This is a genomic window from Streptomyces sp. NPDC028722 (genome assembly GCF_040637655.1).
GTDB lineage: Bacteria > Actinomycetota > Actinomycetes > Streptomycetales > Streptomycetaceae > Streptomyces.
This window is the reverse complement of the sequence record NZ_JBEZWU010000009.1, coordinates 191823-206947: the sequence shown is the minus strand read 5'-3', so window position 1 is coordinate 206947 and position 15125 is coordinate 191823. Positions and strand designations below refer to the sequence as shown.

Genomic DNA, 15125 nt, shown 5'->3' with positions numbered 1-15125 from the left:
GTGCGGGGGCGGGCGTAGTTAGGTACACCTAACCACGGGCTGGATACCATGTGACCACGCCCGGGACGTCCCGCGCAATACGGTGCCGACAGCTTGTCGGGAAGTCCGCCGCGGCCTCAGCCGGACAGCGTGTCCAGACCGGCGCCGGACCACCGTTCCCCCAGCCCCGCCAGGGTCACGTGCCGCACCTCGTCGGTGGTGTCGCCGACGGCGCGGTGGATGACGACCTGGAGCCGGTCCTCGGTCAGCTCCTCGACCTTGCCCTCGCCCCACTCCACGACGATCACCGAGTCCGACAGGGAGACGTCGAGGTCCAGGTCCTCCATCTCGTCCAGACCGCCGGAGAGCCGGTAGGCGTCCACATGGACCAGGGGCGGGCCGCCGCCGAGGGGGGGATGCACCCGGGCGATGACGAACGTCGGCGAGGTGACCGCGCCGCGCACGCCCAGGCCCTCGCCGAGCCCGCGGGTCAGCGTGGTCTTGCCCGCGCCCAGTTCCCCGGTGAGCATCACCAGGTCACCCGCGCGCAGCAGCGCGGCGAGCCGACGGCCCAGCTCCCGCATCTGCTCGGGCGAGGTGACCGTCAGCCGGGTCTCAGCGCTTCGGTGCGGTGCCAGGGGTGCTGCTGGTCGTTCCATAGCCACTTACGGTAGCTCCTGCGGGTACCGCGCCCGCGCGGGTGAGCAGGTCGGCGAGGCGGTCGGTGACCACTTCCGGGTGCTCCAGCATCACCAGGTGCCCGGCGTCCGGCACGAGCACCAGCTCGGCGTCCGGGAGCAGGTCGGCGATGGCCTCGCTGTGCTCGCTCGGCGTGACCAGGTCCCGCACCCCGGCCAGCACCAGCACGGGCATGTCCCGGAAGCATGCGAGGGCATCGGTCTTGTCGTGGTCGGTGAAGGCCGGGTAGAACTCGGCGACCACGTCGATCGGCGTCGACTCGATCATCCGCTCGGCGAACCGTTCCACCGCCGGGTCGACGTCGCGCCCGGCGAACGAGTACCGCTTGATGATCCCGGCGAACAGGTCGGCGGTGGCCCGGCGCCCCCGCTCCACCAGCTCCGCCTGCTGCCCCAGCGCCCTGAGCACCCCGGGCAGGATCCGGCGCACCGCGTTGACACCGGCCACCGGCAGCCCGAAGTTGACCTCGCCGAGCCGCCCGGACGACGTCCCCACGAAGACGGTGGCGACGACCCGTTCCCGGATCAGCTCGGGGTACTGGGAGGCGAGGGCCATGACGGTCATGCCGCCCATGGAATGGCCGACCAGCACCACCGGCCCTTCCGGTACGGCGGCGTCGAGCACGGCCTTGAGGTCGCGGCCGAGCTGGTCGATGGTCAGCGGCACCCGGTCCCGGGTCTGGGCCACGCCCCGCGCGGACCGCCCGTGGCTGCGCTGGTCCCAGTGCACGGTGCGCACCACCCCGCGCAGGGCGGCCCGCTGGAAGTGCCAGGAGTCCTGGCTGAGGCAGTAGCCGTGGCAGAAGACGACGGTGACCGGGGCGGGCGCCTTGCGGCCGAAGAGCCGGCGCCGGCGCGGGGAGACGTCCGGGCCCACGTCGGGCTCGGTGTCGTCGACCTCGTAGTACAGCTCGGTGCCGTCGTCGGCGTACGCCTTGCCGGGGGTCCCGCGCAGGGTGCCGTACGGCCCGGTGGAGTCCAGCGCCAGCCGGGCCCGGCGGCGCATCCCGCGCCCGACCGTCATCCGCTCGATGGCGACACCGGCCGCCGCGCCCGCGGCGAGGACGCCTATCGCGGTGCCGGCGACGCCGGTCGCCCTGCGCCAGCTCCCGGCCGCCCCCGCGGCGGAGGCGGCTGCCGCCGAGGCGACGACGTCGGCCACGACCTCCGCGGTGCTCTCGCTCACGTACCGCTCCTCTTCGCCGTACAACAGTTCGCTCGTGGGGTGAAACGGATGGTGCCCCTGTGCTCGTGCAGGACTCGCGGGACCGCCTGACGGACGGTCCGGGGATGCCGCTCCCGAACGGGTTACCCGGGTTGCTGCCCGTTCACATGGACGCGGGGAACGCGCGTTCCGATGCGCGTGACGATCTCGTACGCGATCGTGCCGCACGCCTGCGCCCAGTCCTCGGCGGTCGGCTCCCCCCGGTCACCGGGCCCGAACAGCACCGCCTCCGCCCCCACCGGCGGCTCGTCACCGCCGAGGTCCACCACGAACTGGTCCATGGCGACCCGCCCGGCGACCGTCCGCCACTTGCCGTCGACCAGCACCGGACCGGTGCCGGAGGCGTGCCGCGGGATGCCGTCCGCGTAGCCGACCGGCACCAGGCCGAGCGTCGTCGGACCGGGGGTGACGTAGTGGTGGCCGTAGCTCACGCCGTGCCCGCCGGGCACCCGCTTGACCAGGGCCAGCGACGCGCTGAGCGTCATCACCGGGCGCAGTCCGAGGTCGGCCGGGGTGCCCAACTCGGGGCTGGGCGAGATCCCGTACAGGGCGATGCCCGTGCGGACCAGGTCGAAATGGGACTCGGGCAGGGTGAGGGCGGCCGGCGAGTTGGCGATGTGCCGCACCTCGGGCCGTACGCCCCGCTCCTCGGCGTCGGCCACCATCTCCCGGAACCGGCCGAGCTGCGCGGCGACGGACGGGTGACCTGGCTCGTCGGCGCACGCGAAGTGCGACCACAGGCCGGTGACGCGGACCAGGCCCGCGGCCTCGGCACGCAGCGCCTCGGCGACCAGGGCGGCCCAGTCCTCGCCGGGCTGGCAGCCGTTGCGGCCGAGCCCGGTGTCGGCCTTGAGCTGCACCCGCGCGACCCGCCCGGCCTCCCGGGCGGCGGCGGTGACCTCCCGCAGGGCCCACATGCCGCTCAGCGACACGTCGATGTCCGCCTCGATCGCCTGCCGCCAGGGCCCGCCCGGCACCCACAGCCAGCACAGGATCCGGCCCGGCAGCCCGGCCGCGCGCAGCGCGAGGGCCTCCTCGGCGGTGGCCGTGCCGAGCCAGGACGCGCCCGCCGTGAGGGCGGCGCGCGCACAGGGCACCGCTCCGTGGCCGTACCCGTCGGACTTGACGACGGCCATCACGCCGGCGCCCCCCACGCGGGCGCGCAGGGCCCGCACGTTGGCGCGCAGGGCGCCCAGATCGATCTCGGCGCGGGCCCGCAGGGATGCGGTCGGCACAGCTGAAGTCTCACTCATGGCGCCCCCAGTGTCTCAGAGGGGGCCGTACGGGCTCCGGGCGCCGTGTCAGGTACCCGCCCTGCGCCCCCACACGAAGACGCGGTCACCCTTCTTCAGCACGCCCCACAGCGTGCGTGCGTCGGCGAGCCTGAGGTTCACACAGCCCATGGAGCCGGCGGTGGTGTGGATGCTGCCGTGCACGGCGTGGAAGGCCTGGCCGCCGTCGAAGAACTGGGCGTACGGCATGGCCTGGCCGTACAGGGTCGACACGTGGTTCTTGTGCCGCCAGTACACGGTGTGCCAGCCCTTGCGGGTGACGTGGCCCCTGCCTCCGCTGCGCATCGGCACCGGACCGAACACCACCCGGGAGCCCTTCTGCACCCAGGTGAGCTGGCGGTCCAGATCGACACAGGCGACCCGGTAGGACCGTACCGGGCACTTCCCGGCGGCGTTCGGGTTCTTCCCGGCCGAGATCAGCATCATCGTCGACCAGGTGACGGGTCCGGCGAACCCGCCGGCCGGCTTGATCCGGTACGCGATCTGGAACGCGCGGATCGTCTTGCAGTCGGAGGCGGACTGTCTGCCGTCCACCTTCAGTTTCAGCCATCGCTCGACCTGCCGCTGGTACGGGCCGGTCCGCCTGGTGCACGTCACCTTGGCGACGGCATGCACCCTCGGCGGCAGAGCCTGGTCGGGCGTGTCGATCTGCCCGGGCTGCGCGGGGCTCGGCGGCACACCGGGGACGAGGTCGGACAGGGGGGCGGTGGCACGGGCGGAGCCGGGGGCCGGGCCGGGGGCGGGTGGCTCCGGGGGGATGTCCGGGCTGCGGGGGGTGGGTACGGCGCGTACGGCGGCTACGGCGGCCACGGCCGTGCCGGGGCTGCCGGCCACCGGGAATGCCGTGCCGGCGGCGAGCAGCACCGCGATACCCCGGTACACAAGTCGTCCGCTGATCATGCAATCAGCCAAACGCGGGGAGCCGCGGGGATGGGGGTGCCGCGCGGAGGGGGTCACCCGGGGGGCGGACGCCTGGCGGCGGGCGGGGCAGTTGGGTGCCGGGGCGGGGTGTCGGGTGCGGGGCCTTCGTGGCTGGTCGCGCAGTTCCCCGCGCCCCTGAGGGGGTTGGGGTGGGCCGGGGGTGACTCGGGGGCCTGCGGGGGCGGGTGCGGGGACGTCGTGGCTGGGCGTGCCGTTCCCCGCGCCCCTGAGGGGGTGAGGTCGGGGGTCAGGTTCGGGTGTTCTGCCAGGCCTGGGGGATGTGGGACGCGATGTCGTGGGCGGCTGTCGGGGCGCCGTGGGGGTGGGGGCCACCGGCTGCGAGGCGGCCCGCCAGGCCGTGGAGGTACGCGCCCGCGCTCGCCGCGTCCACCGCGGCCAGCCCCGACGCCAGCAGCGACCCCGCCAGCCCGGACAGCACATCCCCGCTGCCCGCGGTGGCCAGCCACGGCGTCCCCGTGGGGTTCACCCGCACCGGCCCGCCCCCGGAGTCGGCGACCAGCGTCGTCGACCCCTTCAGCAGCACCGTCGCCCGGTACCGCCCCGCCAGCTCCCGCACCGCGGCCAGCCGGGCGCCCTCGACCTCTTCCCGCCGTACCCCGAGCAACGCGGCGGCCTCGCCCGCGTGCGGGGTCATCAGCGTCGGCGCCGTACGCCCCCGTACCGCCTCCCGCCCGGCCAGCCGCAGCCCGTCCGCGTCCAGCAGCACCGGTACGTCCGTCGCCAGCACCTCCGCCACGGTCGCCGCGTCGTCACCGGCGCCCGGCCCCACCACCCAGGCCTGCACCCGCCCGGCCGCGGCGGGACCGGCGTCGGAGACGAGGGTCTCGGGGAAGCGCGCGAGGACCGCGTCCCCGGCCGGGCCGACGTACCGTACGGCCCCCGCCCCGCCCCGCAGCGCCCCGGACACGGCCAGCACGGCGGCCCCCGGATAGCGTGCCGACCCGGCGGCGATCCCGACGACCCCGCGCCGGTACTTGTCGCTCTCCGCCGCCGGTTCCGGCAACAGCCGGGCCACGTCGGCGTGTTGCAGGGCCTCCAGTTCGGGTACGGCGGGCGGCTCCAGCCCGATGTCGACGAGCCGCACGACGCCGGCGTACTCCCGTGCGGGGTCCACCAGCAGTCCCGGCTTGTACGTGCCGAAGGTGACGGTCAGGTCGGCCCGGAGCGCGGCCCCCCGCACCTCCCCGGTGTCCGCGTCGACCCCGCTGGGCAGGTCCACGGCCACGACGGCGGCCCGGGACCGCGCCACCGTCCCGGCGAGCCGCTCGGCGTCGGGCCGCAGCCCGCCCTTGCCGCCGATGCCGACGATCCCGTCCACGACGAGGTCGGCCCGCAGGATCAGGTCCTCGGCGGCCTCGGCGGCGGCGACCGCGCCGCCCGCCCGCCGCAGGGCGGCGAGCCCCGCGTGGTGGACCCGGCCGGGCGACAGCGGTACGGCGGTGACCCCGGCCCCGCGCCGCGCCAGCCGCGCCCCCGCGTACAGGGCGTCCCCGCCGTTGTCCCCGCTGCCGACCAGCAGCACCACCCGGCTGCCGTACACCCGTCCGAGCAGTCCGGCGCAGGCGGCGGCCAGCCCGGCGGCGGCCCGCTGCATCAGCGCGCCCTCCGGCAGCCGCGCCAGCAGCACCCGTTCGGCCGCCCTTACCGTCTCCACGCTGTACGCAGTACGCATGGCACCGAGTCTGCCCCGGAATCCCCGCCGCCCACACCCGGACCGCCGCACGGGTCAGCCCTCGGCGACCACCACGGCCGAGGCGATGCCCGCGTCGTGACTGAGCGACACATGCCACGCCCGCACGCCCAGCTCCGCGGCCCGCGCGGCCACGGTCCCCTTCACCCGCAGCCGGGGCTGCCCGCTGGCCTCCACGAACACCTCGGCGTCGGTCCAGTGCAGCCCGGGCGGCGCCCCCAGCGCCTTCGCCAGCGCCTCCTTGGCGGCGAACCGCGCCGCGAGCGAGGCGATCCCGCGCCGTTCCCCGCTGGGCAGCAGCAGCTCGCGCTCCACGAACAACCGGTCGGCCAGCCCGGGGGTCCGCTCCAGGGACGCCCGGAACCGGTCGATCTCGGCGACGTCGATGCCCACCCCGATGATGCTCATGCCGTGCACCCTACGACCACGGCCCCGCCGGTCCGTCCACCGCGACGGAACGGCGTGCCCGGCCACCCGCACCCGAGCCGGCCGCCGTACCGCTCCCCCGCGCTCGCCTACGCTTCCGCCATGCCTTCCTCCCCCTCGTACCTCTCGCAGCTGTTCTCCCTCGACGGCCGCACCGCCCTGGTGACCGGCGGCACTTCCGGTATCGGCCGGGCCGTGGCCGGTGCGCTGGCGCGGGCCGGGGCACGGGTGGTGGTCGTGGCGCGCGGCGAGGAACAGCTGACCGCGACCGTCGCCGAGTTGGCCGCCGAGGGCTGCCGGGCGGCCTGGGTCAGCGGTGACCTGGGGTCCCGGGAGGGCGTGCGCGCGGTCGCCGAGGAGGCGGCGGGGGTCTTCGGGGAGCCGGACATCCTGGTCAACTCCGCCGGGATCAACCTGCGTCCGCCGATGGGCGAGCTGGACGAGGAGGTGTGGGACGCCACGCTGGCGGTGAACCTGGAGGCCCCGTTCCTGCTGGGGCAGCGGTTCGGGCCGGGTATGGCCGGGCGGGGCTTCGGCCGGATCATCCACATCAGCTCCCAGCAGGCACACCGGGCGTTCGTGCACAGCGGCGCGTACGGCGTCTCGAAGGGCGGGCTGGAGTCACTGGCGCGCTCGCAGGCGGAGGCCTGGTCGCCGTACGGGGTCACCTGCAACACGCTCGTGCCGGGCTTCGTGATGACCCCGCTCAACGCCCGGCTGTCGGCCGACCCCGGGAAGGTGTCGGCGCTGGCCGCGCGTACCATGGCCGGCCGCAACGGCCTCGCCGAGGATTTCGAGGGCGCCGCCGTCTTCCTCGCGAGCCGCGCCTCCGGCTACGTCACGGGCCAGTCGATCCACGTGGACGGCGGCTTCTCGGTGCACTGAAACCCCGCGATCATGACAGGGGTTCGCGGGCCTTAGTCTTCCTGGTGTCCGGTGATCCGTGTCCGCACGGACGCCATCGCGCACAACGGGAGGAATCCGCCTTGAAGTTGAAGTCTCTGGGCACCGCACTCACCACCGTCGCCCTCATCGGCACGGCCCTCACCGGCGCCGTCGCCACCGCCGGCACCGCCGCCGCGGCCACGCTGCCGAGGGACTGCAGCAAGGCGATCGTCAACGTCAAGGCCAAGGAGACCGTCAACGTCCGCACCTCGCCGAAGACGACGGCCACGGCCGTCGGCATCTGGGGCAAGGGCAAGAAGGGCGGGGTCTGCAACGACGGCAAGGCCTACAAGGGCGGTTCGTACACGGCCTGCGGCAAGAAGAGCAACCTGTGGTACTACGGCGGCGACAAGAAGGACGGCTGGGTCCCGAAGACCTGCATCAACTGGTGACCCACGCGGACCGGTCGGGCAAGGGGCGAACGGCGGCCGGCCGTTCGCCCCTTGGCCGTTCACTCCACCGTCACCGACTTCGCCAGGTTCCGGGGCTGGTCCACCTCGTTGCCCCGCGCCGTCGCCAGTTCGCACGCGAAGACCTGGAGCGGCACCGTGGCCACCAGCGGCTGGAGCAGCGTCGGCGTGACCGGGATCCGGATCAGGTGGTCGGCGTACGGCACCACCGTCTCGTCCCCCTCCTCCGCGATCACGATCGTCCGCGCGCCCCGCGCCCGGATCTCCTGGATGTTGGACACGATCTTGTCGTGCAGGACGGACCGGCCGCGCGGTGACGGCACGACCACCACCACCGGCAGGTCCTCCTCGATCAGCGCGATCGGGCCGTGCTTCAGCTCGCCCGCCGCGAAGCCCTCGGCGTGCATGTAGGCGAGTTCCTTCAGCTTGAGCGCGCCCTCCAGCGCCACCGGGTAGCCCACGTGCCGGCCGAGGAAGAGCACCGTGTTCTTGTCGGCCAGCGTGCGGGCCAGCGCGCGCACCGGCTCCATGGTCTCCAGGACCCGTTCGACCTCCACCGAGATCCGGGACAGCTCCCTGACCACGTCCTGGATCTCGTCGCCCCACTTGGTGCCGCGGACCTGGCCCAGGTACAGGGCGACCAGGTAGCAGGCGACCAGCTGGGTCAGGAACGCCTTCGTGGAGGCGACGGCGACCTCGGGACCCGCGTGCGTGTACAGCACCGCGTCCGACTCACGGGGGATCGTCGAGCCGTTGGTGTTGCAGATCGCCAGCACCTTGGAGCCCTGCTCGCGCGCGTGCCGGAGCGCCATGAGGGTGTCCATGGTCTCGCCGGACTGGGAGATCGCGATCACCAGCGACTGCGCGTCGAGGATGGGGTCCCGGTAGCGGAACTCGCTGGCCAGCTCCACCTCGCACGGGATCCGCGTCCAGTGCTCGATGGCGTACTTGGCGATCAGGCCGGCGTGGAAGGCCGTACCGCAGGCGACGATCACGACCTTGTCGATCTCTCGCAGCTCGGAGGGGCTGATCCGCACCTCGTCCAGGGTCAGCGAGCCGACGGGGTCGATGCGTCCGAGCAGGGTGTCGGCGACCGCCTTGGGCTGCTCGGCGATCTCCTTGAGCATGAAGTAGTCGTAACCGCCCTTCTCGGCGGCGGAGGCGTCCCAGTCCACGTGGTAGGAGCGGACGTCGGCCGGGCGGCCGTCGAAACCGGTCACCGTGACACCGTCGCGGCGCAGCTCCACCACCTGGTCCTGGCCCAGTTCGATCGCGGAGCGCGTGTGGGCGATGAACGCGGCGACATCGGAGGCCAGGAACGCCTCGCCCTCCCCCACGCCCACCACGAGCGGGGAGTTGCGGCGCGCGCCGACGACCACGTCCGGCTCGTCGGCGTGCACCGCGACGAGCGTGAACGCTCCCTCCAGCCGCCGGCACACCAGCCGCATGGCCTCGGCCAGGTCGGCGGTCACCGAGAACTCCTCGGCGAGGAGGTGGGCGACCACCTCGGTGTCCGTCTCGGAGGTCAGCTCGTGCCCCCGCTCGGCCAGTTCGGTCCGCAGCGCGGCGAAGTTCTCGATGATGCCGTTGTGGACGACGGCGACCCGGCCCGCGTTGTCCAGGTGCGGGTGGGCGTTGGCGTCCGTGGGGCCGCCGTGCGTGGCCCAGCGCGTGTGCCCGATGCCGGTCGAGCCCGCCGGCAGCGGCCGGTCGACCAGTTCCTTCTCCAGGTTGACCAGTTTCCCGGCCCTCTTCGCCGCGGCCAGCCCGCCGTCCGCCGGCACGGCGACACCCGCCGAGTCGTACCCCCGGTACTCCAGCCTCTTCAGCCCGGCCATCACGACATCGAGCGCCGACTGCGACCCTACGTATCCCACGATTCCGCACATGAGCGGCAGCCTACGGGCGGATGACGGCACGAAACCGTCAGCGCGTGCCCGAAATCGGAAATCCACAGCGGAACGCGACGCCGGCGGGTGTCCGGGCGGGCGACTTCTCGTGGGCGGAAATCGGCCATCTCCTCGCGGTCCGGCCGGACACAGACGGCACCCCCGCGCACAGAACGCAAGCCTGCTGAGGACGACAGCACGTCACCGTTCTCCGTCCTCCGGCTCCTCGGCGGCCCGTCCGGCCACGCACCCCTGCGACAAGAAAGGAATGCCTCGTTGCGTTCCAGACCATGGTTCCGCCCTCGGACCTCACGGTCGACGACCTGCACACCTTCTACGTGCTCGCCGGCACCACGCCGGTTCTCGTCCACAACTGTGACGGCGAGGCTCGCCTATCGACGGGAAGGCGAACCCGCCCTCACCGTGTGGGCGGGATGCGGCAGAGAGCAACTCGAGGAGCTTCATGACAAGTTGCGCGGTGGCGACGAAGTGGTTCTCTCGCTCGGCGAACTGCACATCCTGCACGCCGTCCTCCTGTCCGTGCACAGCATGTTCGCGTCCGAGGAGGCCTTCAACACCCAGCTGGGCTTCTACCGCGAAAATGCGTTCGAGCTCGCCAACGGCCTGGTGAGGGCCGTCGAGGACGCCGCCGCGACAAGCTGATCCGAGCCCCTCGCGGTTCCCCTCCCGGCGACCGGGAGGGGAACCGCCTTCTGGTGGGAGCGGGCCGACGGCAGCGCGAGCGAGACGGCAACTCGCCCCAGACAGACCTGAGCCTCAGCTCCCACGTGACGTACCCCACCCCGCCACCCCGTTCAGACTCCGTTAACAATGGACTGTGATCTCACCGGTCTCCCCGATGCCCCGGAGCGCCCACCGGCACAGGCCGGAGGCGACTCCCTACGTCGACCTCACCCGCGCCGAGTGGAGCGCGCTGCGCGACAAGACTCCGCTGCCGCTCACCGCCGAGGAGGTGGAGAAGCTGCGCGGTCTCGGCGACGTCATCGACCTGGACGAGGTGCGGGACATCTACCTCCCGCTCTCCCGGCTCCTCAACCTCTACGTCGGCGCCACGGACGGCCTGAGAGGGGCGCTGAACACCTTCCTCGGTGAGAAGGGCTCCCAGTCCGGCACCCCGTTCGTCATAGGCGTGGCCGGCTCGGTGGCCGTGGGCAAGTCCACCGTCGCCCGGCTGCTCCAGGCCCTGCTCTCCCGCTGGCCCGAGCACCCGCGGGTGGAACTGGTGACGACCGACGGCTTCCTGCTGCCCACCCGGGAGCTGGAGGCCCGCGGCCTGATGTCGCGGAAGGGGTTCCCCGAGTCCTACGACCGCCGGGCCCTCACCCGCTTCGTCGCCGACATCAAGGCGGGCAAGGCCGAGGTGTCCGCGCCGGTCTACTCCCACCTCATCTACGACATCGTGCCGGGCGAGAAGCTGACCGTCCGCCGGCCCGACATCCTGATCGTGGAGGGCCTGAACGTCCTCCAGCCCGCGCTGCCCGGCAAGGACGGCCGGACCCGGGTCGGTCTCGCCGACTACTTCGACTTCAGCGTGTACGTCGACGCGAGCGCCGAGGACATCGAGCGCTGGTACCTCAACCGCTTCCGGAAGCTGCGCCGCACGGCCTTCCAGGACCCGTCGTCGTACTTCCGCAAGTACACCCAGGTCTCCGAGGAGGAGGCCGTGGACTACGCCCGCATGCTGTGGCGGACCATCAACAAGCCGAACCTGGTGGAGAACATCGCCCCGACCCGCGGCCGGGCCGGTCTCATCCTGCGCAAGGGTGCGGACCACACGGTGCAGCGCCTGCGCCTGCGCAAGCTGTGAACCGCCCTGTTAGATGGGGCGCATGCTGCATCTGCGTCTGATCACCCCGAAGGAGCGGACCGGCGAGGTGGTCCGGCTGATCGAGGAGACGGTCGGCACCGCCCACCTCGTCGTGCTGCCGGGTACCGCCCGTGACCCGGCCGGGGACGTCGTCCTGTGCGACGTGGCCCGCGAGGCGGGTGACGGGCTCATCGCCGGGCTGCGGCGCCTGGGCCTGGACGACACCGGCTCGATCGCCGTCGAGAGCATCGACCTCTCCTTGTCCCGCCGGGCCGACGAGGCGGAGAAGGCGGCACCGGGCGAGGGCGCGGACGCGGTGCTGTGGGAGGGCCTGACCGAGGCCACCCACGAGGAGTCGACGCTGTCGTTCACCTATGTAGCGTTCATCACACTGGCCACGATGATCGCGGCCTGCGGTGTGGTGCTGGACAACGCCATCCTGATCGTGGGCGCGATGGCGGTGGGACCGGAGTTCGGTCCGCTGGCCGGCATCTGCACGGCCCTGGTCCGGCGCCGTCCACGCCTGGCGTGGCGGTCGGTGATCGCGCTGGTGGTGGGCTTCGCGGCGGCCATGGCGCTGACGTCCGCGTTCAGCCTGTTCATGGACGCGGTCGGCCTGTTCCACAAGTCCCAGCTGGAGGGCGACCGGCCCAACACCGGCTTCATCTACGCCCCGGACTGGTTCTCGTTCGTCGTGGCGGTGCTCGCCGGGATCGCGGGCACCCTGTCGCTGACGTCCGCCAAGTCGGGTGCCCTGGTCGGCGTCGCCATCTCGGTGACGACCGTGCCCGCCGCCGCGAACGCGGCCGTGGCCCTGGTCTACAGCGACACCCACCAGGCGGCGCGTTCCTCGGAACAGCTGCTGCTGAACCTGATCGGCATCATCGTCGCCGGGACGCTGACGCTGCTCGCCCAGAAGTTCTTCTGGCGACGGCGGGGCCAGCCGGCCTGAGAGGTGCCGGGGCGCCGCCGACCGGCGGCGCCCCGGCACCTCTGCCCGGCGTCAGCCCAGCGCCGACTTCACCGCGTCGGCCAGCCGCCCGGCGACCGCCCGGGCCTGGTCGATGTCCGCGGCCTCGACCATCACGCGGACCAGCGGTTCGGTGCCGGAGGGGCGCAGCAGGACCCGTCCGGTCTCCCCCAGTTCCCGCTCCGCCTCGGCGACGGCGGCGGCGAGATCCGCGGAGGTGCCCACCCGCGACCTGTCCACGTCGGGCACGTTGACGAGTACCTGCGGGAGCCGCTCCATCACGGACGCCAGCTCCCGCAGCGTGCGGCCGCTCGCCGCGACCCGCGCCGCCAGCAGCAGGCCGGTCAGCGTGCCGTCGCCGGTGGTGGCGTGGTCGAGGATGATCACGTGCCCGGACTGCTCGCCGCCGAGGGCGTACCCGTGCTCCTTCAGCTCCTCGAGCACGTACCGGTCGCCCACGGCCGTCTGCACGAGCCGGATGCCCGCCCGCTCCATGGCCAGCTTGAAGCCCAGGTTGGACATCACGGTGGCGACCACGGTGTCGGAGCGCAGCGCGGAGCGCTCCCGCATCGCCAGCGCGAGGACGGCGAGGATCTGGTCGCCGTCGACCTCCGCGCCGGTGTGGTCCACGGCCAGGCAGCGGTCGGCGTCCCCGTCGTGCGCGACACCGAGGTCCGCGCCGTGCGCGACGACCGCGGCCTTCAGCTGGGCCAGGTCGGTGGAACCGTAGCCGTCGTTGATGTTGAGCCCGTCCGGCTCGGCGCCGAGGGTGATGACCTCGGCACCCGCCCGGGCGAACGCCTCCGGCGAGACCCCCGAGGCCGCGCCGTGCGCTTCGTCCAGGACGATCTTCAGTCCGTCGAGCCGGTTGGGCAGGACCGACAGCAGGTGGGCGATGTACTGCTCGGAGCCCTCCTCGTACGACCGCACGCGGCCCACCCCGGCGCCCGTCGGCCGCTGCCAGGGCTCGCCGTGCCGGTGGGACTCGTAGACCGACTCGATCCGGTCCTCCAGCTCGTCGGCGAGTTTCTGGCCGCCGCGGGCGAAGAACTTGATGCCGTTGTCAGGCATGGCGTTGTGGCTGGCGGAAAGCATCACGCCGAGGTCGGCGCCGAGCGCGCCGGTGAGATGCGCCACCGCGGGGGTCGGGAGCACCCCGACACGCAGGACGTCGACGCCGGCGCTGGCCAGGCCGGCCACGACCGCCGCCTCCAGGAATTCGCCGGACGCCCGCGGGTCCCGTCCGACCACCGCCGTCGGCTTGTGGCCCTCGAAGGTGCCCGCCTCGGCCAGTACGTGCGCCGCGGCGACCGAGAGGGCGAGCGCCATCTCGGCCGTCAGATCCGCGTTGGCGACACCGCGCACGCCGTCCGTGCCGAAGAGTCGTCCCACTTGTCCTCCTGAGGAAACGTCATTGTCGGAAGCGGAGGGGTGCCGCGTCGGGTGGCAGACGCCTCGGCATCCGATCACACAAGCCTCTGAGCGTCTTGTGTCGTTATACGCCCTTGGCTGGGATAAACGAACGCCCCGGCGGCACATATGGCGTGCCGCCGGGGCGTTCGGAGTACGCGGAGCCGAAGCCCGTACCACGTACGAGCAGGCAGCGAAGCTTAGCGCTTGCTGTACTGCGGAGCCTTACGGGCCTTCTTCAGACCGGCCTTCTTGCGCTCGACCGCACGGTCGTCACGCGTGAGGAAGCCGGCCTTCTTCAGCGGGCCGCGGTTGTTGTCGACGTCGGCCTCGTTCAGCGCACGGGCGACACCGAGACGGAGCGCACCGGCCTGACCGGACACACCGCCACCCGCGATGCGGGCGACGACGTCGTAGCGACCCTCCAGCTCGAGCACCTTGAAGGGCTCGTTGACTTCCTGCTGGTGCACCTTGTTCGGGAAGTAGTCCTCGAGGGTGCGGCCGTTGATCTTCCACTTGCCGGTGCCCGGAACGATCCGGACGCGGGCGATGGCGTTCTTGCGGCGGCCCAGGCCGGCGGCCGGCTGGGGCTCGCCGAAGCGGGAGGCCAGGGACTCCGAGGTGTACTCACCCTCGACGGGGACCTCGGACTCGGTGGTGTAGCTGTCGATGTCAAGCTCTTCGAGCGGCTGCTCGGCAGTGGTCTCGGCCACGATTCTCCTCAGATTCTCTACGGTCTTAGGGGGTGGCCGGACTTACTGCGCGACCTGGGTGATCTCGAACGGCACCGGCTGCTGGGCAGCGTGGGGGTGCTGGTCACCCTTGTAGACCTTCAGCTTCGAGAGCATCTGACGGCCCAGCGTGTTCTTGGGGAGCATGCCCTTGACGGCCTTCTCGATGGCCTTCTCGGGGTTCTTGTCGAGCAGCTCGTCGTAGCGGACGGAGCGCAGACCACCCGGGTAGCCGGAGTGGCGGTACGCCATCTTCTGGGTCCGCTTGTTGCCGGACAGGTGCACCTTGTCGGCGTTGATGATGATGACGAAGTCACCAGCGTCGACGTGCGGCGCGTAGATCGGCTTGTGCTTGCCCCGGAGGAGGGTCGCTGCGGTGGTGGCGAGACGGCCCAGGACTACGTCCTGAGCGTCGATGACGTGCCACTGGCGCGTCACATCGCCGGGCTTGGGGCTGTACGTACGCACGGTTCGTAGCCTTCGCTTCGAGTGAATGGTCCTAAACAAGGTCACCGAAACGATCACGACAGCCCTGACCGCACAGCGGTGACGCAAACCGCGTGCTGGTCGCTGGTCATCGGCCCGGTGGACCGGTGTAAGGGCCCGTCCCGTGAGAATGAGCAAGCCAATACACAACGAAGAAGTAGGTTACCGGTCAGCCCCCGGACGGGTCAAAACGAGTCCGCCCGA

The 15125-nt window shown here is 72.4% G+C and carries 16 protein-coding genes; 6 read left to right on the top strand and 10 right to left on the bottom strand.

What is annotated here, in order from left to right:
- Nucleotides 1–116: 116 nt before the first annotated feature.
- The 6 genes from tsaE to AB0F03_RS17185 form a co-directional block, all read right to left on the bottom strand.
- Nucleotides 117–638, bottom strand: coding sequence for a tRNA (adenosine(37)-N6)-threonylcarbamoyltransferase complex ATPase subunit type 1 TsaE (gene tsaE, locus AB0F03_RS17210; RefSeq protein WP_361991998.1), 522 nt, complete (start codon nucleotides 636–638; stop codon nucleotides 117–119).
- The gene (locus tag AB0F03_RS17205; protein ID WP_361991995.1) at nucleotides 595–1863 is read right to left on the bottom strand and encodes an alpha/beta hydrolase; all 1269 of its coding nucleotides are present in this window, start codon (nucleotides 1861–1863) and stop codon (nucleotides 595–597) included. The genes tsaE and AB0F03_RS17205 overlap by 44 nt, the downstream gene beginning before the upstream one ends.
- Before the next feature lie 122 nt (nucleotides 1864–1985).
- Entirely contained in the window at nucleotides 1986–3155 is a 1170-nt protein-coding gene (alr, locus tag AB0F03_RS17200; RefSeq protein WP_361991992.1) for an alanine racemase, read from the bottom strand.
- A 48-nt stretch (nucleotides 3156–3203) separates the two neighbouring features.
- Nucleotides 3204–4094, bottom strand: a complete 891-nt coding sequence (locus AB0F03_RS17195; RefSeq protein ID WP_361991989.1) for a L,D-transpeptidase — start codon at nucleotides 4092–4094, stop codon at nucleotides 3204–3206.
- 268 nt (nucleotides 4095–4362) lie between these two features.
- Complete coding sequence (locus tag AB0F03_RS17190; RefSeq protein ID WP_361991986.1) at nucleotides 4363–5808, bottom strand: NAD(P)H-hydrate dehydratase; 1446 nt, start codon at nucleotides 5806–5808, stop codon at nucleotides 4363–4365.
- A gap of 54 nt (nucleotides 5809–5862) precedes the next feature.
- Entirely contained in the window at nucleotides 5863–6234 is a 372-nt protein-coding gene (locus tag AB0F03_RS17185; protein ID WP_361991983.1) for a holo-ACP synthase, read from the bottom strand.
- A gap of 120 nt (nucleotides 6235–6354) precedes the next feature.
- Here AB0F03_RS17185 and AB0F03_RS17180 point away from each other — a divergent pair, with 120 nt between their 5' ends.
- Both AB0F03_RS17180 and AB0F03_RS17175 read left to right on the top strand, forming a co-directional pair.
- The gene (locus AB0F03_RS17180; RefSeq protein WP_361991980.1) at nucleotides 6355–7137 is read left to right on the top strand and encodes an SDR family oxidoreductase; all 783 of its coding nucleotides are present in this window, start codon (nucleotides 6355–6357) and stop codon (nucleotides 7135–7137) included.
- 101 nt (nucleotides 7138–7238) lie between these two features.
- Nucleotides 7239–7589: a hypothetical protein gene (locus tag AB0F03_RS17175; RefSeq protein ID WP_361991977.1), complete on the top strand. Its 351-nt coding sequence runs from the start codon at nucleotides 7239–7241 to the stop codon at nucleotides 7587–7589.
- Between the two features lie 59 nt (nucleotides 7590–7648).
- On the opposite strand, the gene glmS is transcribed toward AB0F03_RS17175, so the two are convergent.
- Nucleotides 7649–9496, bottom strand: a complete 1848-nt coding sequence (gene glmS / locus AB0F03_RS17170) for a glutamine--fructose-6-phosphate transaminase (isomerizing) (protein WP_361991974.1) — start codon at nucleotides 9494–9496, stop codon at nucleotides 7649–7651.
- Between the two features lie 290 nt (nucleotides 9497–9786).
- Here glmS and AB0F03_RS17165 point away from each other — a divergent pair, with 290 nt between their 5' ends.
- From AB0F03_RS17165 to AB0F03_RS17150, 4 genes are all read left to right on the top strand, one after another.
- On the top strand, nucleotides 9787–9963 hold the full coding sequence (locus AB0F03_RS17165; RefSeq protein ID WP_361991971.1) for a hypothetical protein: 177 nt from the start codon (nucleotides 9787–9789) through the stop codon (nucleotides 9961–9963).
- Nucleotides 9964–9967: 4 nt separating this feature from the next.
- On the top strand, nucleotides 9968–10159 hold the full coding sequence (locus tag AB0F03_RS17160; protein WP_361991969.1) for a hypothetical protein: 192 nt from the start codon (nucleotides 9968–9970) through the stop codon (nucleotides 10157–10159).
- 196 nt (nucleotides 10160–10355) lie between these two features.
- Nucleotides 10356–11324 carry a type I pantothenate kinase gene (gene coaA / locus AB0F03_RS17155; RefSeq protein WP_356818838.1) on the top strand — a complete coding sequence of 323 codons (969 nt, stop codon included), beginning with the start codon at nucleotides 10356–10358 and terminating at the stop codon, nucleotides 11322–11324.
- A 22-nt stretch (nucleotides 11325–11346) separates the two neighbouring features.
- Entirely contained in the window at nucleotides 11347–12276 is a 930-nt protein-coding gene (locus AB0F03_RS17150) for a DUF389 domain-containing protein (RefSeq protein WP_361991966.1), read from the top strand.
- A 51-nt stretch (nucleotides 12277–12327) separates the two neighbouring features.
- On the opposite strand, the gene glmM is transcribed toward AB0F03_RS17150, so the two are convergent.
- The 3 genes from glmM to rplM all read right to left on the bottom strand — a co-directional run bounded on the left by glmM (nucleotide 12328) and on the right by rplM (nucleotide 14903).
- The gene (glmM, locus tag AB0F03_RS17145; RefSeq protein ID WP_361991963.1) at nucleotides 12328–13686 is read right to left on the bottom strand and encodes a phosphoglucosamine mutase; all 1359 of its coding nucleotides are present in this window, start codon (nucleotides 13684–13686) and stop codon (nucleotides 12328–12330) included.
- Nucleotides 13687–13904: 218 nt separating this feature from the next.
- Nucleotides 13905–14417: a 30S ribosomal protein S9 gene (gene rpsI, locus AB0F03_RS17140; protein WP_301972785.1), complete on the bottom strand. Its 513-nt coding sequence runs from the start codon at nucleotides 14415–14417 to the stop codon at nucleotides 13905–13907.
- A gap of 42 nt (nucleotides 14418–14459) precedes the next feature.
- Complete coding sequence (gene rplM / locus AB0F03_RS17135; protein WP_030345455.1) at nucleotides 14460–14903, bottom strand: 50S ribosomal protein L13; 444 nt, start codon at nucleotides 14901–14903, stop codon at nucleotides 14460–14462.
- Between the last annotated feature and the right edge of the window lie 222 nt (nucleotides 14904–15125).

Excerpts from the sequence above, each read along its gene's own strand:
- AB0F03_RS17150 (WP_361991966.1), top strand. The coding sequence starts at position 11,347 with ATGCTGCATCTGCGTCTGATCACCCCGAAGGAGCGGACCGGCGAGGTG.
- alr (WP_361991992.1), bottom strand. The coding sequence starts at position 3,155 with ATGAGTGAGACTTCAGCTGTGCCGACCGCATCCCTGCGGGCCCGCGCC.
- AB0F03_RS17180 (WP_361991980.1), top strand. The coding sequence starts at position 6,355 with ATGCCTTCCTCCCCCTCGTACCTCTCGCAGCTGTTCTCCCTCGACGGC.
- glmS (WP_361991974.1), bottom strand. The coding sequence starts at position 9,496 with ATGTGCGGAATCGTGGGATACGTAGGGTCGCAGTCGGCGCTCGATGTC.
- tsaE (WP_361991998.1), bottom strand. The coding sequence starts at position 638 with ATGGAACGACCAGCAGCACCCCTGGCACCGCACCGAAGCGCTGAGACC.
- coaA (WP_356818838.1), top strand. The coding sequence starts at position 10,356 with ATGCCCCGGAGCGCCCACCGGCACAGGCCGGAGGCGACTCCCTACGTC.
- AB0F03_RS17165 (WP_361991971.1), top strand. The coding sequence starts at position 9,787 with ATGGTTCCGCCCTCGGACCTCACGGTCGACGACCTGCACACCTTCTAC.
- AB0F03_RS17195 (WP_361991989.1), bottom strand. The coding sequence starts at position 4,094 with ATGATCAGCGGACGACTTGTGTACCGGGGTATCGCGGTGCTGCTCGCC.
- AB0F03_RS17190 (WP_361991986.1), bottom strand. The coding sequence starts at position 5,808 with ATGCGTACTGCGTACAGCGTGGAGACGGTAAGGGCGGCCGAACGGGTG.
- AB0F03_RS17185 (WP_361991983.1), bottom strand. The coding sequence starts at position 6,234 with ATGAGCATCATCGGGGTGGGCATCGACGTCGCCGAGATCGACCGGTTC.